Source organism: Microbacterium sp. NPDC064584 (genome assembly GCF_040687315.1).
GTDB classification, from domain to species: domain Bacteria; phylum Actinomycetota; class Actinomycetes; order Actinomycetales; family Microbacteriaceae; genus Microbacterium; species Microbacterium lacus.
The window spans coordinates 150,065-171,402 of sequence record NZ_JBFBMZ010000002.1 but is presented as its reverse complement, the minus strand read 5'-3'; the positions used below and the strand labels follow the sequence as shown (position 1 = coordinate 171,402).

Here is a 21,338-nt window from a genome sequence, read left to right as displayed (position 1 = left end):
CCGGATGATCGAGTTGCGCACACCCGTTGAGATCGAGGCCATGCGCCCTGCCGGGCGCTTCGTGGCCGAGACGCTGGCGACGCTGCGCGAGGAGACACGGGTCGGCACGAACCTCTTGGCGATCGACCGACGCGCCCACGATCTGATCCGCCGCGCCGGGGCGGAGTCCTGCTACATCGACTACCACCCGTCGTTCGGGGCGAGGCCGTTCGGCAAGGTCATCTGCACGTCGGTCAACGACGCCGTCCTGCACGGTCTGCCGTTCGACTACGCATTGCGCGACGGCGATCTGGTCACTCTGGACTTCGCGGTGTCCGTCGACGGATGGGTGGCGGACTCCGCGGTGTCCTTCATCGTGGGCACGCCCCGTGACGAGGATCTCGCCCTCATCGACACGACGCAGCGCGCCCTGGATGCCGCGATCGGAGCGGCCGTGGAAGGTCAGCGCGTCGGCGACATCTCGCACGCGATCGCGCAGGTCGCCCATGCCGACGGATACCTCATCAACACCGACTTCGGTGGGCACGGCGTGGGTCGGATCATGCACGGCGACCCGCACGTGCCCAACGACGGCAAACCGGGCCGCGGCTATCCGCTCCGCGCCGGTCTCGTGGTCGCGCTCGAACCCTGGTTCCTGCAGACCACGGACGAGCTCATCACCGATCCGGACGGCTGGACGCTGCGCAGCGCGGACGGATCCCGCGGCGCGCACGCCGAGCACACGATCGCCGTCACGGCGAACGGTCCGATCATCCTGACCGACCGATCCTGGCTGGGCGTCGACTGATCGGGTGATCAGCGTTCGGCGACGGTCAGCACCACCGCCGAACGCGACGGAAGGGCGACCTCTTCGCCCGCGAGGGCGACTCCGGATGCGGTGGCGAGGACGATCTCGGCGTGCGGCGGAACCGGCATCCGCGAGGCCCGCTCGGAGAAGTTGACCAGGATGTGCGTGCTTCCCCGGCGGAGCCGGAACAGCCGCCGGTCCTCATCCGCCTCTGCGAAGACCGCGGTGAAATCCGGGTCCGTGAGGTCGGGCAGTTCCCGGCGGAGGGCGATCAGCCGCGTGTAGAGATCCAGGATGCGACGGTGGATGCCGGACTCGCGCTCGTCCCACCGCAACCGCGAGCGTTCGAACGTGGCCGGATCCTGCGGGTCGGGAACCACGCTGCGGTCCCATCCCATCGCGGCGAACTCTTCGATGCGCCCCTCGGCGGTCGCCCGGCCCAGCTCCGGCTCGGGGTGGGAGGTGAAGAACTGCCACGGGGTCGAGGCGGCCCACTCCTCCCCCATGAACAGCATGGGCGTGAAGGGGCTGAGGACGGTGAGCACGGCCGCGATCGCGAGTCCGCCCTGATCGAGGGTCTGCGAGAGACGGTCGCCGGCGGCGCGATTGCCGATCTGATCATGATCCTGGCTGAATGTGACCAGCCGCGAGGTGGGGATGCGGGGATCGATCGGGTGGCCGTGGATCACGCCCCGGAACGAGGACCACGTGCCGTCGTGGAAGAAGCCGCCGGTACAGACCTTCGCGAGCGCCGCCAGCGGAGCGAAGTCGGCGTAGTAGCCGGAGGTCTCACCCGTCACCGCGACGTGCAGAGCGTGGTGGTAGTCGTCGCTCCACTGCGCCGCGAGGCCGTACCCGTCGGCCTCTCGCGCCGTGATGAGACGCGCGTCGTTCATGTCGGACTCGGCGATCAGTGTGAGCGGGCGGCCGACGTGCGCGCTGAGCGCGTCGGTCTCCTCAGCGAGCTCCCGGAGGATGTGTCGGTTCGAGGAGTCCTTCAGGGCGTGGACCGCATCCAGACGCAGACCGTCGACGTGATGGTCGCGCATCCACATGAGCGCGTTGTCCACGATGTACCGGCGGACCTGCGGCTCATCGAGGTCCACGGAGGACCCCCATGTGTTGCGCTCGGCGTCGCGGAGGTAGGGACCGTATTCGGGGAGGTAGTTCCCACTCGGCCCGAGATGGTTGTAGACGACATCCTGGATCACCGCGAGTCCGCGCGCGTGGCACGCGTCGACGAAGCGCTGGTAGGCCGCCGGCCCGCCGTAGCCCTCGTGCACGGCATACCAGAGCACGCCGTCGTAGCCCCAGTTGTGCGTGCCGTTGAACGCGTTCACGGGCAGGAGTTCGACGAAGCCGACGCCGAGGGCGACGAGATGATCGAGTCGCTCGACGGCGGAATCCAGCGTGCCTTCGGGCGTGAACGTCCCGATGTGCAGCTCGTAGACGATCGAGCCTGCGAGCTGACGGCCGGTCCACTGCGCGTCCTGCCAGTCGTGCGCAGACGGATCGAACCATGCGCTGTGCCCGTGGACGCCGTGCGGTTGACGGCGCGAGCGGGGATCGGGCCGCACGTCGTCCCGGTCGTCGAGCAGGAAGCCGTACTCGTCGCCGTCGACCAGCTCGATCGGGGCGCCGAACCAGCCGTCGCCCCGGACTGCCAGGTCGATCGGTTCGTGACCGGGGCGATCCAGACGCACCCGTTCGGCGCGGGGGGCCCAGACCTCGATCATGCGCGGCTCCCGTCGTCCGCCACCGTCGGGATGAGAAGCGCGACGGGGTAGGTCGCCATCACCTCGGAGAGCGGAACAGGAGCGCCGGCGTACGTGCGACCGGTGAGGACGTCGATGACAGGTGCAGACCGCAGCATCACCGCGGTGTCGCCCCATCCGCCGCGCCTGGTCAGACCGATCGGGAGACGCGTGGCGATGCTCACCGCTCCCCCGCGATCGAAGGCGACGACGTGATCGGCGGCGGCCCCGACGGCGGTGACCGGGGTGTACCGCGTGAACAGATCGGGCCGATCCCGGCGCAGACGCAGCGCGCGCGAAGTGACGAGGAGCTTGGCGGCCCCCGACACGTCGACGGACGGAAGCTCACCCCCGGCGGTATCCAGCTGCGCCAGCATCCGTCGGCGCTCCGCGAAGTCGACGGCGCGTCGGTTGTCCGGGTCGACCAGCGAGGTCTCCCACAGTTCGGAGCCCTGGTACACGTCCGGGACGCCGGGAGCGGTCAGCTGGATGAGTTTGGCGGACAAGCCGTTCGACCAGCCGTCGGCGGAGATCTCCGCGACGAAGTCCTCGATCACACGACGCAGCGACGGGTCGTCGAACACGGCGTCGACCGTCGCGTGCATGCGCCTCTCGAACTCCTCATGCGGGTCCCACCACCCGGTGGCTTCCGCGGCCTCCCGCGACGCCTTCTCCGCGTAGGCGTGCACGCGATCCCGCGTCACCGGCCACGCTCCGATCACGGCCTGGTAGAGCAGAGAGTCGAACGGCCCGTGACCGGTCGACGAAACGGCGCGCAGCGTGTCCAGGACCTCGGCCCAGCGCCCGGGGATTTCCGCGAGCACGTCGAGCCGGGCGCGGACGTCTTCACCGCGTTTGGTGTCGTGCGTGGACAGCGTCGTCATCGCATCCGGCCAGCTCGCCTGACGATGGGCGAGCGCGGCGTGGAAGCCGCGCGTGGTCAGGGCGAACTGCGTGGGGTCACCGCCGACCTCGGTCAGTGAGCCGAGCCGGGTGTAGCGGTAGAACGCGGTGTCTTCGACGCCCTTGGCCATCACCGGGCCCGTGGTCTGCTGGAAACGCCGCGCAACGGGCCGTGTCGGATCGGCGAGGACCGGCACGAGCGCCTCGATCGCGGCCGAGAGGTCGGGGCGGTGAGCGGATGCCGCGGCCGCGGCCGCATCGAGGTGCTCGCGTCCGGCCGGCAGGTACGACCGGTAGACGGGGAAGCACGCGAGGAGCTCGGCGAGGGCGTCGTGCGCGCGGGCGGGATCCAGATCTCCGGTGCCGTCCAGCTCGCGCACGAGTCGGGCGATCTCCGAGCCCTGGATCGTGTCGGCGATCATGCGCTTCGTGTCGTGGATCAGTTGCGCGTAGTCCGCGGGATCGTCGCCCGCGTCGCGAAGCCGGGCATCCAGCCGGGCGAGCGCATCTTCCCCGGTCGGATCGATCAGCACGCGCTCGACCTCGCCGAGCGCGTCATAACCCGTCGTCCCCGCGGTGTCCCACCATCCGGGCAGCGTTTCGCCGTGCTCGAGGATCTTCTCCACGAGCACGTAGGCACCCTGCGTCGCCTCCGCGAGGCGCGCGAGATAGGCACCGGGATCCAGGAGTCCGTCCGGATGATCCACGCGCAGGCCGTCTGCGAGGCCGTCGCGCACCCAGGTCAGGATCTCCGCGTGGGTGCGGTCGAACACCCAGGGGATCTCGACGCGGACGCCCGCGAGGGTCGTCACGGCGAAGAAACGCCGATAGTTCAGCTCGCCGGCCTCACGACGCCAGAAGATCGCCTCCCAGTGCTGCCGGGTGAGGATGCGGGCGATGACCGCCGGATCGTCCCGCGCACTGTCGTCCGACGTCACGGATCCGGGCGCGAGCGGCAGCTCGTGCTCGTCGTAGAACCGCACCACGCCGTCGGGTGACGATGGTGTCGGAGTCGGGTCGATCACGACCTGGCCGTCGGCGATCACCTGCGCGATGTCGGCTCCGAGGATCGGAACGCGGACACGACCCTGTCCGAACTCCCAATCGATGTCGAAGGCCTCGGCGTAGCGCGACGCGCGGCCCTCGCTGAGCACGCTCCACCACCACGGGTTCTCCTCGGGAGCGGAGATCCCCATGTGGTTGGGCACGATGTCGACCAGGATGCCGAGCCCGGCCGCTCGAGCGGCGGCGGCGAATCTCACCAGGGCGTCACGTCCGCCGCGGTCCGGATCCACCTCGCCCGCATCCACGACGTCGTAGCCGTGGTCGGAGCCGGACGTGGCTTTCAACAGTGGCGAGAGGTACGCCCACGAGACGCCCAGATCACGGAGATAGTCCGTCACCTCGGCGGCGGCATCCAGATCGAAGCTCTTCCTGATCTGCAGGCGGTACGTCGATCGGGGTGCGCTCATCGCTACCGCTCCATCTCCTGCTTGGGCGACTGCCCCGGCATGGATCCCTCCGCGAGGGCTGCGAGCGAAGCCGCCACGGAATGGTCGACCTCGGGCTCGGGAAGGTCGTGCTCGCACAGCACGACGAGGGACTTCGCGTGCAGGCGCACGATGGAGCCCGGTTCGTGCGGATCGCTGTCGGCGAGATCGCCCGCGGTGTCGACGAGCACGTCCCACTTCGGGCTGTACTCGACGGCGGGGATGGTGAAGTCCATGATGTCGTCACCGGCGTTGAACAGCACGATGAAGTGCTTGTCCTCGATGGGCTCGCCGCGGCGGTCGCGCTCACGGATGCCGCGGCCGTTCAGGAAGACGCCCACCGCGCGCCCGAAGCCGGAGTCCCAGTCCTCGGGCTGCATCGCCGTGCCGTCCGGTCGCAGCCAGGCGATGTCGGGCAGTCCCTGACCGACCTCCATCCGGACGGGGCGCCCGTTGAAGAAGCGACGGCGGCGGAACGTGGGGTGATCGTGTCGCAGCCGTGCCAGCGCGGCGGTGAACTCGATGAGCGGCTGGTCCACGTTGGACCAGTCGACCCAGGTCAGTTCGTTGTCCTGCGCGTAGCCGTTGTTGTTGCCGCGCTGCGTGCGGCCGAGCTCGTCGCCGTGCAGGAGCATCGGGACGCCCTGGGAGAGCAGCAGCGTGGCGATGAAGTTGCGCTGCTGCTGGGCGCGCATCGTGTTGACCGTCGGATCGTCCGTGGGGCCCTCGACGCCGAAGTTCATCGACCGGTTGTGGGACTCTCCGTCGTTGTTGTCCTCGCCGTTGGCCTCGTTGTGCTTGTCGTTGTAGCTCACGAGGTCGCGCAGCGTGAACCCGTCGTGCGCCGTGACGAAGTTGACCGAGGCGACCGGACGCCGTCCGGAGTGCTCGTACAGGTCGGCCGAACCGGTCAGACGCGACGCGAACTCGCCGAGCGCCTGCGGCTCGCCCCGCCAGAAGTCGCGGACCGTGTCTCGATACTTGCCGTTCCACTCGGTCCACTGCGGGGGGAAATTGCCCACCTGGTAGCCGCCGGGGCCGATGTCCCACGGCTCGGCGATGAGCTTGACCTGCGAGACCACCGGATCCTGCTGCACGAGCTCGAAGAACGTCGAGAGCCGGTCGACCTCGTAGAACTCGCGGGCGAGGGTCGAGGCGAGATCGAAGCGGAAGCCGTCCACGTGCATCTCGAGCACCCAATAGCGCAGGGAGTCCATGATGAGCTGCAGCGTGTGCGGGTTGCCGACGTTCATGCTGTTGCCGGTGCCCGTGTAGTCGGTGTAGTACCGCTTGTCGTCGTCCTCGAGCTTGTAGTACGCGACGTTGTCGACGCCCTTCATGGACAGCGTCGGACCCATGTGGTTGCCCTCCGCCGTGTGGTTGTACACGACGTCCAGGATGACTTCGATGCCCGCGGCGTGGAGCGTGCGCACCATGCCCTTGAACTCCTCGACCTGCTGACCGCGCTCTCCGGTGGAGGCATACGTGTTCTGCGGCGCGAGGAAGGCGATCGTGTTGTAGCCCCAGTAGTTGGACAGCCCCTTCTCCTGGAGCGTGGAGTCGTTGACGAACTGGTGCACCGGCATGAGCTCGATCGCCGTCACACCGAGCTTCTTCAGGTGGTCGATGATCACGGGGTGCGCGATGGCGCTGTAGGTTCCCCGGATCTCCTCGGGGATCCCCGGGTGGGTCTCGGTCAGGCCCTTGACGTGCGCTTCGTAGATGAAGGACTCGGAGTAGGGGGTCTTCGGCTGACGATCCCCCGCCCAGTCGAAGAACGGATTGACGACGACGCCCTTCATCATCGACGAGGCCGAATCCTCATCGTTGCGGGAGTCCGGATCGCCGAACGTGTAGCCGAAGACCGGCTGACCCCACTTCACCTGGCCGTCCACGGCCTTGGCGTACGGGTCCAGCAGCAGCTTGTTCGGGTTGAACCGTGCCCCGGTCGCCGGGTCGTTCTCGCCGTGCACCCGGTAGCCGTACCGCTGACCGGGACGGACCTGCGGCAGGTAGACGTGCCAGACGAAGGCGTCGACCTCACGCACCTCGATGCGGGTCTCCTTGCCGCGGTCTCCGAACAGGCAGAGTTCGACGCGCTCTGCGCCCTCGCTGAACAGTGCGAAGTTCGTGCCGTTTCCGTCAAAGGTCGCTCCGAGCGGGTAGCTCGATCCGGGCCAGGTCTGCACGTCGCCTCCATCGCTGACCGCCTCGAGAGGAGGGGTCGGGAGTCCCAGATTACTGGCCGCGGCGGGCACCGTTTCGCCGCCGGACGAGCCGCTATGATGCCGGGTCGCCGACGTTCTCGCCCGGGATCCGCAGATCGGGCCGGCGAACCTTCGTCCGCTCGATCTGCTGCGCGCGGCGCCACTGCGCGATCGCCGCATGATTGCCGCTCAGGAGCACGGCGGGAACCTCGACTCCGCGCCACACCGCGGGCTTGGTGTACGAGGGGTACTCCAGCAGGCCGTCTTCGTGCGACTCCTCCACGAGGCTCTCCGGATTGCCCACGACGCCGGGGATGAGTCGCCCGACCGCCTCGATGATCGCCATCGCGGCCACTTCGCCGCCGTTGAGGACGTAGTCGCCGAGGCTCACGAGTCGCACCTCGCCGAGCGACGCGGCGTGCGCGAACACGCGCTCGTCGATCCCCTCGTAGCGGCCGCACCCGAAGACGAGGTGGTCGCGCGCGACGAACTCGCGGGCGGTGGCCTGCGTGAACACCTCACCCGCGGGCGAGGGGAAGACGAACAGCGGGCGGCCGGGCGCGGCATCCGTCGCGATGTCATCCAGCGCCGCGCCCCAGGGCTCGGGTTTCATCACCATTCCCGCGCCGCCGCCGTACGGGGTGTCATCGACCGTGCGGTGACGGTCGCTCGTCCAGTCGCGCAGGTCGTGCACGCGCACATCGAGCAGGCCCTGTGCGCGAGCCCTGCCGAGCAGGGAGACGTCGAGGACGTCGAAGAACGAGGGGAAGATCGAGACGACGTCGATGCGCACGTCAGACCTCGTCGGCGCCGTCCGGGTCAGCGGCGGATGCCGCGGGGTCGGCATCCGATTCATCCTCGTCGTCGGCGGGGAGGTCCTCGAACAGACCAGCGGGGGGTGTCACCGTCACACGCCCGGCGCGCACGTCGACCTCGGGGACGATCGCCTTCACGAACGGGACGAGGACCTCGCGATCGCCGTCGACGCGCACGGTCAGCAGGTCCTGAGCCGGGAAGTGCTCGACGCGGACGACTCGCCCGACCACGCTGCCGTCGCGGATGACCTCGAGTCCGACCAGCTGGTGGTCGTACCAGGCGTCCTCTTCGGCCGCGTGGGGCTCGTCGTCCTGGTCGATCCACAGGATCGCCCGCACGAGCTCCTCGGCGGCCGTGCGGTCATCGACACCGTCGAAGAACGCCACCGGGTGCGAGTTCATCCAGCGGAACTCCCGGACGGTGAGCGTCTTGCCGTGCCACGGAGACGCTTCGGGCACCTGGAGCGTGAACGACGCACCGGGGACGAACCGACCCTCCGGGTCGTCGGTGTAGAGCTCGAGCTTGAGCGCACCCTTCAGTCCGTGCGCCTTGACCAGACGGCCCACGCGCAACTGCGTCCTGGGCTGACGAGGCGGTCGGGCGGAAGACGCCGCAATCGGCGCCGCCTCGTCGGGTGCGGTGTTCTCGGGGACCGACACGTCAGTCGTCCGCGACGTCGACGCGGACGCGTCGGCCGTCGGCGAGAGCCGCGATGAGGGTGCGCAGGGCTTTCGCCGTGCGGCCGCCGCGCCCGATCACACGACCCCGGTCATCGGGGTGCACGTGGATCTCGAGGACGTCGCCCCGCGGCGACGTCGACGAACGGATGGACACGTCGTCCGGGTGATCCACGATCCCCTTGACGACGTGCTCGAGCGCAGCGGACAGCACCACGATTACTCTGCGTCGGTCGAGGCGTCGGCGTCGGCGTCCGCCGCAGGCTCGTCGGCCTTCTTCTCGGCCTTCGGCTTGATGACGACCTTGCTCGCGTCGGCTTCGAACGCGGCCTTGGGCTCCTTGACCTTCACGGTCGAGACGGCGTTCGCATCGCCCTTGAACTTGCCCCAGTCGCCGGTGAGCTTCAGCAGCGCCGCGACCTGCTCGGTCGGCTGCGCGCCGACGCCGAGCCAGTACTGCGCGCGCTCGGAGTCGACCTCGATGTACGAGGGCTCCTCGGTCGGGTGGTACTTCCCGATCTCCTCGATGACGCGGCCGTCGCGCTTGGTGCGCGAGTCGGCGACGACGATGCGGTAGTACGGCGCGCGGATCTTGCCCATGCGCTTGAGACGGATCTTGACAGCCACGATTCTCCTGAATGGTGTGAAGTGAGATGAACTGGTCGCCTGGAGAGTGGGGTGCACACCCGGCGGAAGCTCCAAAGGAGGATCACCGAGCTGGATAGAGGGTCGAGCAGGGTGATCCGACCCGCAATTCTCTCATAACGCGGAGCCTGGTGCGAACCGGCACGGCCGCATGACGCCCGGCGTCCTCCCGCCGTCCGGTTGCGCGGGGCGGCGGCATCCGCGTGTCAAACTGTGCGCATGACGGTGCCCTTCGCGACTTCGGCGCGATCCTCGGTCGGTCTCGAATGGGAACTCATGCTCGCCGACGGCGCGACGGGCGATCTCGTGCCGCGCGGACCGGACGTCCTCGCACTGCTGGAAGAGCGCACGGCGCTCGAGCGCTACACCGTGACCGGTGAGCTTCTCACCAATACCGTCGAGGTCACGAGCGGCATCGGCGACACCGTCGCCGCGGCGGTGGACGATATCGCCGACGGCATCGCCGCGATCCGCACCGTGACCGATCCGATGCAAGTCGAGCTGCTGTGCGCAGGCAGCCACCCGTTCGCGCAGTGGTACGACCAGCAGGTGACCGACAAGACCCGCTACCACACGCTGATCGAGCGGACGCAGTGGTGGGGCCGGAACATGATGATCTGGGGCATCCACGTGCACGTCGGCGTGGAGGATGTGAACAAGGTCATCCCGATCATCAATGCGCTGTCGGTGTATCTCCCCCACCTGCAGGCGCTCTCCGCCTCCAGTCCCTTCTGGGCCGGTGAGCGCACCGGGTACGCCTCGAACCGGTCCCTCGTGTTCCAGCAGCTGCCGACCGCGGGACTCCCGTGGCCGCTGAAGTCCTGGGCGGAATTCGAGGGATATCTGGCCGACATGGTCGCGACGGGCGTCATGGCGGACGCGAGCGAAGTGCGCTGGGACATCCGCCCCGCGCCGCGCTGGGGCACGATCGAGGTGCGTGCGTGCGACGGCATGTCGACGCTTCCCGAACTCGCGGCCGTGGCCTCGCTCGTGCAGGTGCTCGTGGAGCACTTCTCGCGCGAGCTCGACGAGGGGCGGGACCTGCCGACGATCCAGCCGTGGTTCGTGCGGGAGAACAAGTGGCGCGCGGCCCGCTACGGGCTGGACGCCCGCGTGATCGTGGATCGCGCCGGGCGGCAGGTGCCCGTGCGGGAGCACCTCGCGGAGACGATCGAGCACCTCGCGCCCGTGGCGGTCGACCTGCACTGCGCGCGCGAGTTCGCGGGTCTGCGCACGATCATGACCGAGGGGGCGAGCTACGCACGCCAGACGACCGTGGCGGATGCCGCCGCCGGAGATCTCCGCGAGGTCGTGGCGCATCTGATCCGTGAGTTCCGCGCCGGCCCCACGCTGCGCGAGCACCTCGCGGCTCTCCCCCACTGACCGCTGCGCCGGAATTCGCCGCATCCGCAGGACAGTTCGCGGACGATCCTCCTGTGGATCGGGTGTTCGCCTGCGTTCAGGCGGCGAGGTGCAGACCCTGCGCCACCGCGCTCATGATGGTGGCTTCCACGTGGGCCCAGTCGAAGAGCACCTGCTGGTAGTCGAAGCGCAGGACGGTGTAGCCCAGGAGCACAAGACGCGCGTCGGCACGGATGTCCGCACGCCGCTGCGCGGCATCCGCATGGTGAGTGAAGCCATCGATCTGCACGATGAGCCGCTCGCCGATGAGGGCGTCCACCGGATGATCGTCGATCCAGACCTGCTGGCGCACCACAAGCCCGTACGGACGCAACCTGTCGATGAAGATCGTTTCCAGACCCGAGTCGGAAAGGGCTCCCACGCGTGCGGCGAGGCGCTGGGCGGAGCGCGACCGCCACATCACCCGCCTCAGGGCAGCGACGCCCGTCGCGCCACTGCGCACGGCGGACTCCCACACGGCCAAGGCGGATTCGAACGGCAGGCAGCGGTCGACCGCCTCGAGCACATCGATCATCGGGTCGATGAGGGCGTAGCGCGCAGCCGGCGCCGGCGGTGTGCTCCAGTGCAGCACCAGCCCCGTGCCATGTCGCGCCGAGGAGGAGGGAACCCGCACGTGCGCCCGCGACCCGGTCTCATGGTCGGGCACCCACAGCCCGAGCTTCCGGGCGGCGCTCACGCACGTCAGACGCCCGCCGCCGCCGGCCGCGAGACGGAGGAGCGGGTCGCTGCGGCGTGCGCTCAACCAGCCGCGAGAAAGTCTGACCACGTGTCCGCCGGCGACCTCCTGGCGGATCGCGTACTCGGTATAGCCCGCGTCCAACGCCTGGGAGCGGTGCGCAAGTCCCGAGCGAGCGGTGAGCCAATCGGAGAGTCGGAGGAGCGGCATCCGCAGAGCATGCCCCACCCCATCGCCTCACCGCGCGCGGCATGCGGCCGGCGGTCGAAGGATGCCGCACACGCCGACCTGGGGAGGAGCGGTCGCTTCGGCTGGCCTTCGCCTACTCTGCAGGACCAAACGCGGACGTCCCTCCTGCAGACCGGGTGTTCGCCTGCGCCCGGCGAGGAGGTCAGTTCTTGCCGAGGAGCTTCTGCAGCTGCGCGAGGTCCGCCTCACTCGGCGCGCCGGGCGTGCCGGCGCCGCCGAGCCCGAAGCCCGATCCGGTCGGGGCCGCGGGAGCGGCCGCCGCGATGCCGGCGTTCTCGGCGGCGCGCTTGGCGGGGTTGCCGGAGCGCGAGCCCTTCGCCTTCTGCTGCTTGCCGCGCTTGGCGGACGCGCCGGGACGCGAGCCGGGGATCGGGCCCATGCCCGGGATGTTCGGCGTGCCGCCGCGCGCCACGGTCTTCATCATCTTCGCGGCCTGCTCGAAGCGATTCACGAGCGCGTTGACGTCGGTGACCGTCATGCCGGAGCCGCGGGCGATACGCAGCCGCCGCGATCCGTTCAGGACCTTCGGGTTGCGCCGCTCGATCGGAGTCATCGAGCGGATGATCGCCTCGGTCCGGTCGAGCTCGCGCTCGTCGAAGTCTTCGAGCTGCTGCTTCATCTGGCCCATACCCGGGAGCATCCCGAGCATCTTCTTCATCGAGCCCATCTTCTTGAGCTGCTGCATCTGATCGAGGAAGTCCTCGAGGGTGAAGCTGTCGGTCGCGAGCTTCTCGGCCATCTTCATGGCCTCGGCCTCGTCGAAGGCCTGCTGCGCCTGCTCGATGAGGGTCAGGATGTCGCCGAGGTCGAGGATGCGCGAGGCCATCCGGTCGGGGTGGAACGGCTCGAGGTCGTCCAGCCCCTCACCCGTGGACGCGTAGATGATCGGGCGTCCGGTGACCGAGGCCACCGAGAGCGCCGCACCACCGCGGGCGTCGCCGTCGAGCTTGGACAGGACCACGCCGGTGAAGTCGACACCCTCCTGGAAGGCCTTGGCGGTGTTGACCGCGTCCTGACCGATCATCGCGTCGATGACGAACAGGACCTCATCCGGATCGGTCGCCCTGCGGATGTCCGCCGCCTGCTTCATGAGCTCGGCATCCACACCGAGGCGTCCCGCGGTGTCGATGATCACGACGTCGTGCTGGTGGCGCCGCGCCACCTCGACGCCGTCGCGAGCGACCTGGACGGGATCCCCGACGCCGTTGCCGGGCTGGGGCGCGTAGATCGCGGCGCCGGCTTGACCGGCGACGACCTGGAGCTGGTTCACGGCGTTCGGACGCTGCAGGTCGGCGGCGACCAGAAGAGGAGTGTGCCCCTCCTTCTCGAGCATCTTCGCAAGCTTTCCGGCGAACGTCGTCTTGCCGGAGCCCTGGAGACCCGCGAGCATGATGATCGTGGGCGGGTTCTTGGCGAACTGGAGACGCCGCTGCTGCCCGCCGAGGATCGCAATGAGCTCCTCGTTGACGATCTGCACAACCTGCTGGGCAGGATTGAGGGCCTTGTTGACTTCATCGCCGAGCGCGCGTTCGCGCACCTTGGCGGTGAACTCCTTGACCACGGGAAGAGCGACGTCGGCGTCCAGCAGCGCGCGGCGGATCTCGCGGACGGTGCCGTCGACGTCTGCGGGAGTGAGCTTTCCCTTCGTGCGCAGATTGCGGAAGGTCTCGGTGAGACGATCGGAGAGCGTGCCGAAGGTTGCCATAGTGCTTTCGAGTTTACGCGAGGCCTCCGCGCGCGTCCGCCTGCGCGCGAGCTCAGCGCGGGTCGAGCTCCTGGAAGAGCGTCAGCTGCAGGCCGGCAGGGCCGCGCAGCCGGGCGTTGACCGATCGCCACGGGGTCTGTCGCGCCGGCGCTTCGACGACGGCGCCGACGGCTTCGAGCCGGTCCGTCATCGCCACCGTGTCGCCGACCTCGAGGGCGATCCGGATCGGGTCGCTTTCTCCCCCGTCGGTCTCGACGGCATCGATGAACGCGATCTGTGCGGGGTTGCTCAACTCGAGCGTGGCGCGGCCGGCGTCCAGGATCACCACGCGCGCCCCGCCTTCCGCCTCGTACGCCTCCGATTGCGGCATCCCGACCACGTCGCGGTAGAACGCGAGCGCCTCGTCGAAGTCCTCCGCCCGCGCGACGACGCGGAGCTGCCGCACCGGACCCTCCGGACCACCCGCCACGACGTCCGCGGCTCGGATCAGGAAGCCGTCGAGCGCGGTGCGCCCGGCGCCGTCGCGCGCCCACGCCTCCACGGCGGCGAGCACGGCGCCACCCCACGCTGCGCCGCGGACCTCGGCGGCGAGGCGATCGGTCCCGGCGCGGACGAAGCGGTCAGACACGGCGGCTGCCAGGCGTGACCGACGCACCGCGGCTTCGCGCTGCAGTTCCTCGAGAAGCTGCATCGGACCCGCGTTCACGAGCGCGAGCGCGAGACTGTCCGGCGCGAACCCGTCCGCAAGGGGCAGAACCGCCGCGCGGACGTCGGCCCCGGCATCCACACCGTCGGATGAGAGCAGGCGGCGCTCGACATCCGCGATGCGTCCGTCCAGTCCCGACCAGAGGATGTCCGACTTCGACGAAAAGTAGTTGAAGAAGCTGGAACGGCTGACGCCCGCGCGCGTCGCGATGTCGGCGATCGTCGTCGCGGGGAAGCCGCGTTCGAGGAAGAGCTCGCACGCGGCCTCGGCGAGGACCTCGCGTGAGGAGGACTTCGGGCGGCCGGCGCGCTGATCGGTCATGCGGACAGCGTACGAGCAGCGCGTCGGCGGGTCGCGGTCATCGCCGTACAGCGTATTGTTGCACTCGATCCAGAAACACCACCCCCGTCACTCATCGGAGGAGCATCATGCTCGACATCCTCGACGTCGGCACCGCGCCGACGTATGTGCCGTACCTCGACGGGTGGGCGCTGCAGCGGCGCATCCACGCCGACGTGGTCGAGCATGCGCGCCCAGACACCCTGCTGCTCCTCGAGCATGAGGCGGTCTACACCGCCGGCAAGCGCACGGAGGCGCACGAGCGACCCGTCGACGGGACGCCGGTGATCGACGTCGACCGGGGCGGGAAGATCACGTGGCACGGACCGGGGCAGCTCGTGGGTTATCCGATCGTCCGGCTCGCCGAGCCGATCGACGTCGTCGCGCACGTCCGGCGCCTGGAGCGTCTGCTGATCGACGTGCTGCAGCAGCACGGCGTCGACGGGTACCAGGTCGCCGGCCGCAGCGGAGTCTGGGTGCGCCGTCCCCTGTCCGAGGACAAGGTCGCCGCGATCGGCGTCCGCGTCGAGAAGGGCGTCACGATGCACGGCTTCGCGATCAACTGCGACAATTCCCTCGCGGGCTTCCGAGGGATCATCCCGTGCGGGATCACGGATGCCGGTGTGACCACCGTCAGCGAGGTGATCGGTGCCGACACGTCGCCGACGGATCTGATCGGGACCGTCTCCGCCGTCTTCCGCGCGGAATTCGCCCGAGAGGCGGTCCCCGCGTGAGCACGTCCGCGCCCGACGGACGCAAGCTCCTGCGACTGGAGGTCCGCAACGCCCAGACGCCCATCGAGCGCAAGCCGGAGTGGATCAAGACCCGGGCGAAGATGGGCCCGGAGTATCAGGCGCTGCACTCACTCGTGAAGACGGAGGAGCTGCACACCGTCTGCCAGGAAGCGGGATGCCCGAACATCTACGAGTGCTGGGAGGACCGCGAGGCCACGTTCCTCATCGGCGGTTCGCAGTGCACCCGGCGGTGCGACTTCTGCCAGATCGACACCGGCAAGCCCGCGGACTACGACGTGGACGAGCCACGCCGCGTCGCGGAGAGCGTCGTGCGGATGAACCTCCGCTACGCCACGGTCACGGGCGTCGCCCGCGACGATCTGCCCGACGGCGGCGCATGGCTGCATGCCGAAACCGTCCGCCGCATCCACGAGATGAACCCGAACACGGGCGTGGAGATTCTGGCGACGGACTTCAACGGCGATCCGGCGCTCCTGCGCGAGGTGTTCGAGAGCCGGCCCGAGGTCTTCGCCCACAACGTCGAGACCGTGCCGCGCATCTTCAAGCGCATCCGGCCGGCGTTCCGGTACGAGCGCTCGCTGGATGTCCTCACGCAGGCGCGCGCGTTCGGCCTCATCACGAAGTCGAACCTCATCCTGGGGATGGGCGAGGAGCCGGAGGAGGTCGTCCAGGCCCTGCAGGACCTTCACGATGCCGGAACCGACATCATCACGATCACGCAGTACCTGCGGCCCTCCCCTCGGCATCTGCCGGTGGACCGCTGGGTCAAGCCGGACGAGTTCGTGGCGTTCAAGGAGGAAGCTGAGCGCATCGGCTTCCTCGGGGTGCTCGCGGGGCCGCTCGTGCGCTCGTCGTACCGCGCAGGGCGCCTCTGGGCGCAGTCGATGATCTCGAAGGGCCGCGAGATCCCGCCCCACCTGGCGCACATCGCCGCCGACGTGCACGTCGAGCGGGGATTCGCTCAGGCGGTCTGAGCGGCGCTGCGATCAGTCGGCGCTGGTCACCGACAGGACGTCTCCGTCCGAATCGAGGTTCACCAGCAGCACGTCGTCGGTCGCGTCGGGGTCCAGCGCGTACTCGAGGACCGCGAAGGGGTCTGCACCGCCGTGCTCGTCGGCGAGGATCGTCATGCTCATGAGCTGCAGCGAGCGGATCACGTCCACCTGCACGTCGCCGGAGATGTCCACGAGGAGGTCCTCGAGCTCGTCGCCCAGCTGCTCCTGCTGCTGGAGGATGTACTCGATGACCTCGCTCGTGCGGTCGTCCAACTCGGAGACCATCGCATTGCGCGCCGTGCGATCGATCGCCTCGATCGACGAGATGAGCGCGGCCGCGACATCCAGAGCCGCCTCCGACACGTCGTCCTGGTCAGGGGCGGTGAGATCGACCGTCACGCTCTGATCGCCGAGGTCGACGTTCTCGGACCAGAAGATCGACCCGTCCGGTCCGGACTCGAGCAGTCCGAAGAAGTCGTGTTCGATCGCCATGCCCCCATGAAACCAGGACGCGACGACGGGCGCCATCCTGTGACGGCGCGCCGCCCGGATGCGCCGGCCGATCAGTCCACGAGCGATGCGGCGAACACGTGCGGAGTGAAGCCCGTGAGGTCGCCGATGCCTTCGCCCTGACCGAGCAGCTTGACCGGGATTCCGGTGCGCTCCTGCACCGCCAGCACGAATCCGCCCTTGGCCGATCCGTCGAGCTTGGTCAGGACGAGACCCGTGACCCCCGCATGCTCGAGGAAAGCCTGCGCCTGCATCACACCGTTCTGCCCCGTCGTGGCGTCGAGCACCAGCAGCACTTCGCTGATGGGCGCCTGCTTCTCGATGACGCGGCGGATCTTGCCGAGCTCATCCATGAGGCCGCCCTTGGTGTGCAGCCTGCCTGCCGTGTCGACCAGCACGATCTCGGTGCCGGTGCGCTTGGCGTAATCGATCGTCTGGAAGGCGACGGATGCCGGATCCTGACCCTCCTGCTGCGGGCGGACGATCGTGGCTCCCCCGCGTTCGGCCCAGGTCGCGAGCTGGTCGACGGCGGCCGCGCGGAACGTGTCGGCCGCCCCGACGACGACGCTGCGTCCGTATCGCTGGAGGAACTTCGCGAACTTGCCGATCGTCGTCGTCTTGCCGACGCCGTTCACGCCGACCACGAGTACGACGGCGGGACGTTCGGTCAGTCGCAGAGTCGTGTCGAACTTGGCGAAGTGCTCCTCGAGCGTCTCCTTCAGCATGCGCTGGAGATCTCGCGGATCGGTCGTGCGGTAGCGCTCGACCTTGGCGCGCAGCTCGTCGATGATCCGCTCGCTGATGTCCGGTCCGAAGTCGGCGGTCAGAAGAGCCGTCTCGAGGTCGTCCCACGTCGTCTCGTCGATCGTGGGGCGCACGAACATCCCGCGCAGAGCACTGCCGAGGGACCACTTCTCTGCCATGATCTCAGCCTACGGGGACGACTCAGGCGCTCGCGCGCTCGCCGACGCGCTGCCCGACGACGGCGGAGACCCCGTCCTGCCGCATCGAGACCCCGTACAGCGCATCCGCGATCTCCATCGTCCGCTTCTGGTGTGTGATGACGATGAGCTGGCTGCTCTCGCGGAGACGCTCGAACACGCCCAGGAGGCGACCGAGGTTCGCGTCGTCGAGCGCGGCCTCGACCTCGTCCAAGATGTAGAAGGGACTGGGTCGCGCCATGAAGATCGCGGTCAGCAACGCCACGGCCGCGAGTGAACGCTCACCGCCGCTCAAGAGCGACAGCCGCTCGATCTTCTTGCCGACCGGCCGTACCGACACCTCGATTCCGGTCGTGAGCATGTCATCCGGGTTCGTCAGAGCGATACTGCCGGTTCCGCCGGGGAAGAGGATCGGAAAGACCTCGCCGAACGCACGTCGGGTGTCCTCGAACGCGGCCGCGAAGATCGTCTGCATGCGCTCGTCCAGGTCCTGGATGATCGTCAGCAGGTCCGCGCGCGTCTGAGTGAGATCGGCCAGCTGCTCGACGAGGAACTTGTGCCGCTGCTCGAGCGCGGCGAACTCTTCGAGGGCGAGCGGATTGACCCGGCCCAGCTGCGCGAGCTTGCGCTCGGCATCCTGCAGGCGGCGCCGCTGGGCGGCACGGTCGAACGGGACGCTTTCGGCCCCTCCTTCTCCGGCGTCGTCGCGGGGAACCGGCTGGTCGGGTCCATATTCCGAAAGGAGAATATCCTCCTCGAGGCCGAGCTCGGACGCGACGCGCTCCAGCAGGCTCGTCACGTGCAGACGCTTCTCGTGGATCTGCAGCTCGAGACCGTGGACGCTTTCGGTGAGGCCGGCGAGGCGCTCGCGTACCGCGCTCTCCTGCCTGCGCAGCTCGGCGAGCTCCGCGGTCACGGCGGTGCGAGCCGTCTCCGCGGCGGTCAGTTCCACGCGGGCCTGGCTGACCGAGCGGTCCACCGAGTCCAGGACCGCGGGCAACGCTGCCGCGACGCCGGCCGCGACATCGCGCTGCGCGCGTCGGATCACCGCGCGCCGAGCGGCCTCGGCTGCGGCCTCCCGCTCACGTTCCCGCTGTCGCTCCAGCTGGACGACCCTGGCCTCGCCTGCCCGGACGCGCTCCTTGAGCGTCTCGACGTCCAGCCGCGCGCGCATCTCGCCGTCGCGCGCGGCCTCCAACTCGGCGAGCATGCCTTCCCGGGAGGAGGCGTCCAGGATCGGGCGCGGCGCCTCGGAGGCCGCCCGCAGACGCTCCTCCGCGGCCTGAGCCGCTCTCTCGGCATCCTCGACCGCTGCCGTCGCCTGCGCGAGGGAAGCCGTGAGGCGATCACACTCGGCGACGGCGGCCTCGTGCCGAACGCTCGCGCGGTTGACCTTCTCGGTGTGGGCCGCGAGCGCGGCGTCATGCTCGCGCAGGGCCTGGAGGGCGGACTTGGTCCGCCCACGGGCCGCGTCGAGCGACTCCGTGGCGTCGGACAACGCGGCGCGCAGCGAATCCGCGACGACCACGATCTCGTCGCGCCGGTCGGCGGCTGCGTCACGCTCGGCGGCGAGCTCGAGCCGAGATCGGCCTTGCCCCGATCCGGAGCGGATCGTGTGCCGGGTCACCACTTCGCCCGAACGGGTGACGATCGTGAGATCACCGGCCTGCGCCGCCGCTTCCTGCGCCGCCGCGAGGTCGTCAGCGACGACCACCCGTGCCAGGATGCCGAGCACCCCCGCCGGCCCGGTCACGACATCGCCCGCGGGCGTCACTCCCGGCACGGACATGACCGCGTCGGCCGGGCGGATACCCGCGACCGGCTCCGCGATGACGATGTCGATCACGCCGAGGTCGCCGTCCTGGACGGTCTGCGCGACGAGGAAGGCATCGTCGCGTCCGCGCACGAGCACGCCCTCGGCGAGCGGGCCGAGGGCGGCGGCGATCGCCGCCTCGTAGCCCGCGGTGACCTTGATCGCGTCGCCCACGAGCCCTTCGACGCCGGATCCCCCCGCCTCGATCAGCTCCGCCGCCGCGTTGCGCACATCCAGCGCCCGTCCGAGGGCGGCCGTCTGCGCGGTGAGCGACTCGCGTTCGCGCTCCGCGGCGTGCAGACGCTCGCGGAGCGACGCCGCTGCGGTCTCCGCGTCGGCCGCGTCGCGCTGCGCACGCTCGTAGGCCGCGGCGTATTCGGCCGCCGACCCCTCGGGAACCAGCCCGGGCTGCACGCCATCGAGTTCGAGCTCCGCCTCGGCACGCCGTGCGAGCGCGGCCTCCAGCGCAGCACGCTGCCGTTCGACGCCCGCCCGGACGGCGGTGAGCGCGGAGGAAGCAGCCTCGAAGGAACCGCGCAGCGCCGTGAGGCGCATGTCGTGCTCGGAGACGAGCGCGCTCTGGGCCGCGATGTCGACGTCGAGCGCGTCGAGCTCCGCGCGGGCCCGGATCACCTCGCGGGAAGCCTCGGCGGCGGCATCCTGAGCGTCGCCGAGTCCGGCCGCGATGTCGTCGATCTCGGCGCGGGCGTCATCGATCATCGCCTGCGACACGGTCGTGAGCTCGATCCCGTCCTCGTCCGGGCCGTCCCCCAGCAACGCGAGACGCTGGCCGGCGAGGGTGAACAGGCTCCGCAGTCGCTCTTGCACCCTCTCCAGGCCGTGCGCCACCGTCCGGGCCTGATCGACCTGCTCGGATCGCTGCTGCTGCTCCAGGGTGGCGATCCGCGCGCGGAGGTTCTCGCTCTGATCCTGGACGGCAAGCCGTTCGGTGTGCCGCTCCTGCTCGCTGCGCGCGTGGGCGGCGAGCTCCGCACGGAGCGTCGCGAGTTCGTCGGCGAGCAGTCTGGCGCGGGCATCGCGCACGACCGCTGCGATCGTCGCGGCCTCGCGCGCGATCTCGGCCTGGCGCCCCAGCGGCTTGAGCTGGCGTCGCAGCTCTCCGGCCAGGTCGCTCAGCCGCGTCAGGTTCGCCTCCATTGCGTCGAGCTTGCGAAGGGTCTTCTCCTTGCGGCGTCGGTGCTTCAGGATGCCGGCCGCCTCCTCGATGAAGCCGCGCCGCTCCTCCGGGGTCGCCTGCAGGACACTGTCCAGTCGACCCTGCCCGACGATCACATGCATCTCGCGGCCGAGACCGGAATCACTGAGGAGCTCCTGGACGTCCAGCAACCGGCACACCGCACCGTTGATCGCGTACTCGCTGGAACCGTTGCGGAACAGCGTCCGGCTGATCGTCACTTCGGAGTACTCGATGGGCAGCGCGCCATCCGCGTTGTCGATCGTGAGCTGCACTTCGGCACGACCGAGCGGTCCTCGCGTCGCGGTACCGGCGAAGATGACGTCTTCCATCTTGCCGCCGCGCAACGTCTTGGCGCCCTGCTCACCCATGACCCACGCGAGGGCGTCGACCACGTTCGATTTGCCCGAGCCGTTGGGTCCGACGATGCAGGTCACACCGGTCTCGAACGCGAACGTCGTCGGCTGGGCGAACGACTTGAACCCTTTGAGCGTCACGCTCTTCAGGTGCATACGGACGCCTTCCATCCCGCTCGGTTCACCGCATCACGCTACCGGAGGAGTCGGCTTCGTCAGAGGAGGCGGGGCCGCACACGGCGCAAGGAGCACGCACGCGGGGCGGCGATGCCCGACACGCCCGTCATCCCTCGAAACTGAAAATTCGCTTGACGAGCGTATCGGACACGCGCTAACGTCTCTCTTCGCGTCCACACCCACGAAAGGAGGTCACCGATGATGCACATGATCACACCCG

The 21,338-nt window shown here is 69.3% G+C and carries 17 protein-coding genes; 4 read left to right on the top strand and 13 right to left on the bottom strand.

Annotated elements, in window-relative coordinates; translation table 11 throughout:
- Positions 1–4 precede the first annotated feature (4 nt).
- Positions 5–787 (top strand): type I methionyl aminopeptidase, encoded by a 783-nt coding sequence (map, locus tag AB0P18_RS05300; RefSeq protein WP_363359246.1) that lies wholly within the window; start codon positions 5–7, stop codon positions 785–787.
- A gap of 8 nt (positions 788–795) precedes the next feature.
- Here map and treZ read toward each other — a convergent pair whose 3' ends face one another.
- The 7 genes from treZ to rpsP form a co-directional block, all read right to left on the bottom strand.
- The gene (treZ, locus tag AB0P18_RS05295; RefSeq protein ID WP_363359245.1) at positions 796–2,523 is read right to left on the bottom strand and encodes a malto-oligosyltrehalose trehalohydrolase; all 1,728 of its coding nucleotides are present in this window, start codon (positions 2,521–2,523) and stop codon (positions 796–798) included.
- Positions 2,520–4,916 carry a malto-oligosyltrehalose synthase gene (treY, locus tag AB0P18_RS05290; RefSeq protein ID WP_363359244.1) on the bottom strand — a complete coding sequence of 799 codons (2,397 nt, stop codon included), beginning with the start codon at positions 4,914–4,916 and terminating at the stop codon, positions 2,520–2,522. The genes treZ and treY overlap by 4 nt, the downstream gene beginning before the upstream one ends.
- A 2-nt stretch (positions 4,917–4,918) precedes the next feature.
- Positions 4,919–7,123, bottom strand: coding sequence for a glycogen debranching protein GlgX (gene glgX, locus AB0P18_RS05285; RefSeq protein WP_363359243.1), 2,205 nt, complete (start codon positions 7,121–7,123; stop codon positions 4,919–4,921).
- Between the two features lie 91 nt (positions 7,124–7,214).
- The gene (trmD, locus tag AB0P18_RS05280) at positions 7,215–7,934 is read right to left on the bottom strand and encodes a tRNA (guanosine(37)-N1)-methyltransferase TrmD (RefSeq protein ID WP_363359242.1); all 720 of its coding nucleotides are present in this window, start codon (positions 7,932–7,934) and stop codon (positions 7,215–7,217) included.
- Between the two features lies 1 nt (position 7,935).
- Positions 7,936–8,574: a ribosome maturation factor RimM gene (gene rimM / locus AB0P18_RS05275; RefSeq protein WP_363359369.1), complete on the bottom strand. Its 639-nt coding sequence runs from the start codon at positions 8,572–8,574 to the stop codon at positions 7,936–7,938.
- 43 nt (positions 8,575–8,617) lie between these two features.
- Positions 8,618–8,848 carry an RNA-binding protein gene (locus AB0P18_RS05270; RefSeq protein WP_344055835.1) on the bottom strand — a complete coding sequence of 77 codons (231 nt, stop codon included), beginning with the start codon at positions 8,846–8,848 and terminating at the stop codon, positions 8,618–8,620.
- A gap of 5 nt (positions 8,849–8,853) precedes the next feature.
- Entirely contained in the window at positions 8,854–9,261 is a 408-nt protein-coding gene (rpsP, locus tag AB0P18_RS05265; RefSeq protein WP_344053994.1) for a 30S ribosomal protein S16, read from the bottom strand.
- A gap of 237 nt (positions 9,262–9,498) precedes the next feature.
- Here rpsP and AB0P18_RS05260 point away from each other — a divergent pair, with 237 nt between their 5' ends.
- Positions 9,499–10,662 (top strand): glutamate--cysteine ligase, encoded by a 1,164-nt coding sequence (locus tag AB0P18_RS05260; protein WP_344053995.1) that lies wholly within the window; start codon positions 9,499–9,501, stop codon positions 10,660–10,662.
- Between the two features lie 76 nt (positions 10,663–10,738).
- Here the strand turns inward: AB0P18_RS05260 and AB0P18_RS05255 are convergent, their stop codons facing one another.
- The 3 genes from AB0P18_RS05255 to AB0P18_RS05245 all read right to left on the bottom strand — a co-directional run bounded on the left by AB0P18_RS05255 (position 10,739) and on the right by AB0P18_RS05245 (position 14,358).
- Positions 10,739–11,587, bottom strand: a complete 849-nt coding sequence (locus AB0P18_RS05255) for a DUF559 domain-containing protein (RefSeq protein WP_363359241.1) — start codon at positions 11,585–11,587, stop codon at positions 10,739–10,741.
- Between the two features lie 181 nt (positions 11,588–11,768).
- Complete coding sequence (gene ffh / locus AB0P18_RS05250; RefSeq protein ID WP_344053999.1) at positions 11,769–13,331, bottom strand: signal recognition particle protein; 1,563 nt, start codon at positions 13,329–13,331, stop codon at positions 11,769–11,771.
- Between the two features lie 52 nt (positions 13,332–13,383).
- Entirely contained in the window at positions 13,384–14,358 is a 975-nt protein-coding gene (locus AB0P18_RS05245; RefSeq protein ID WP_344054001.1) for a TetR family transcriptional regulator, read from the bottom strand.
- A gap of 107 nt (positions 14,359–14,465) precedes the next feature.
- Between AB0P18_RS05245 and lipB the strand changes: the two genes are divergently transcribed.
- Positions 14,466–15,110 carry a lipoyl(octanoyl) transferase LipB gene (gene lipB, locus AB0P18_RS05240; protein WP_363359240.1) on the top strand — a complete coding sequence of 215 codons (645 nt, stop codon included), beginning with the start codon at positions 14,466–14,468 and terminating at the stop codon, positions 15,108–15,110.
- Positions 15,107–16,105 carry a lipoyl synthase gene (gene lipA / locus AB0P18_RS05235; RefSeq protein WP_363359239.1) on the top strand — a complete coding sequence of 333 codons (999 nt, stop codon included), beginning with the start codon at positions 15,107–15,109 and terminating at the stop codon, positions 16,103–16,105. The genes lipB and lipA overlap by 4 nt, the downstream gene beginning before the upstream one ends.
- A 12-nt stretch (positions 16,106–16,117) precedes the next feature.
- Here lipA and AB0P18_RS05230 read toward each other — a convergent pair whose 3' ends face one another.
- The 3 genes from AB0P18_RS05230 to smc form a co-directional block, all read right to left on the bottom strand.
- Positions 16,118–16,618, bottom strand: coding sequence for a DUF2004 domain-containing protein (locus tag AB0P18_RS05230; RefSeq protein ID WP_344054008.1), 501 nt, complete (start codon positions 16,616–16,618; stop codon positions 16,118–16,120).
- 71 nt (positions 16,619–16,689) lie between these two features.
- The gene (ftsY, locus tag AB0P18_RS05225) at positions 16,690–17,559 is read right to left on the bottom strand and encodes a signal recognition particle-docking protein FtsY (RefSeq protein WP_344054010.1); all 870 of its coding nucleotides are present in this window, start codon (positions 17,557–17,559) and stop codon (positions 16,690–16,692) included.
- A gap of 22 nt (positions 17,560–17,581) precedes the next feature.
- A complete protein-coding gene (gene smc / locus AB0P18_RS05220; protein ID WP_363359238.1) occupies positions 17,582–21,097 on the bottom strand; it encodes a chromosome segregation protein SMC in 3,516 nt (1,171 codons plus the stop codon).
- Positions 21,098–21,338: the final 241 nt, after the last annotated feature.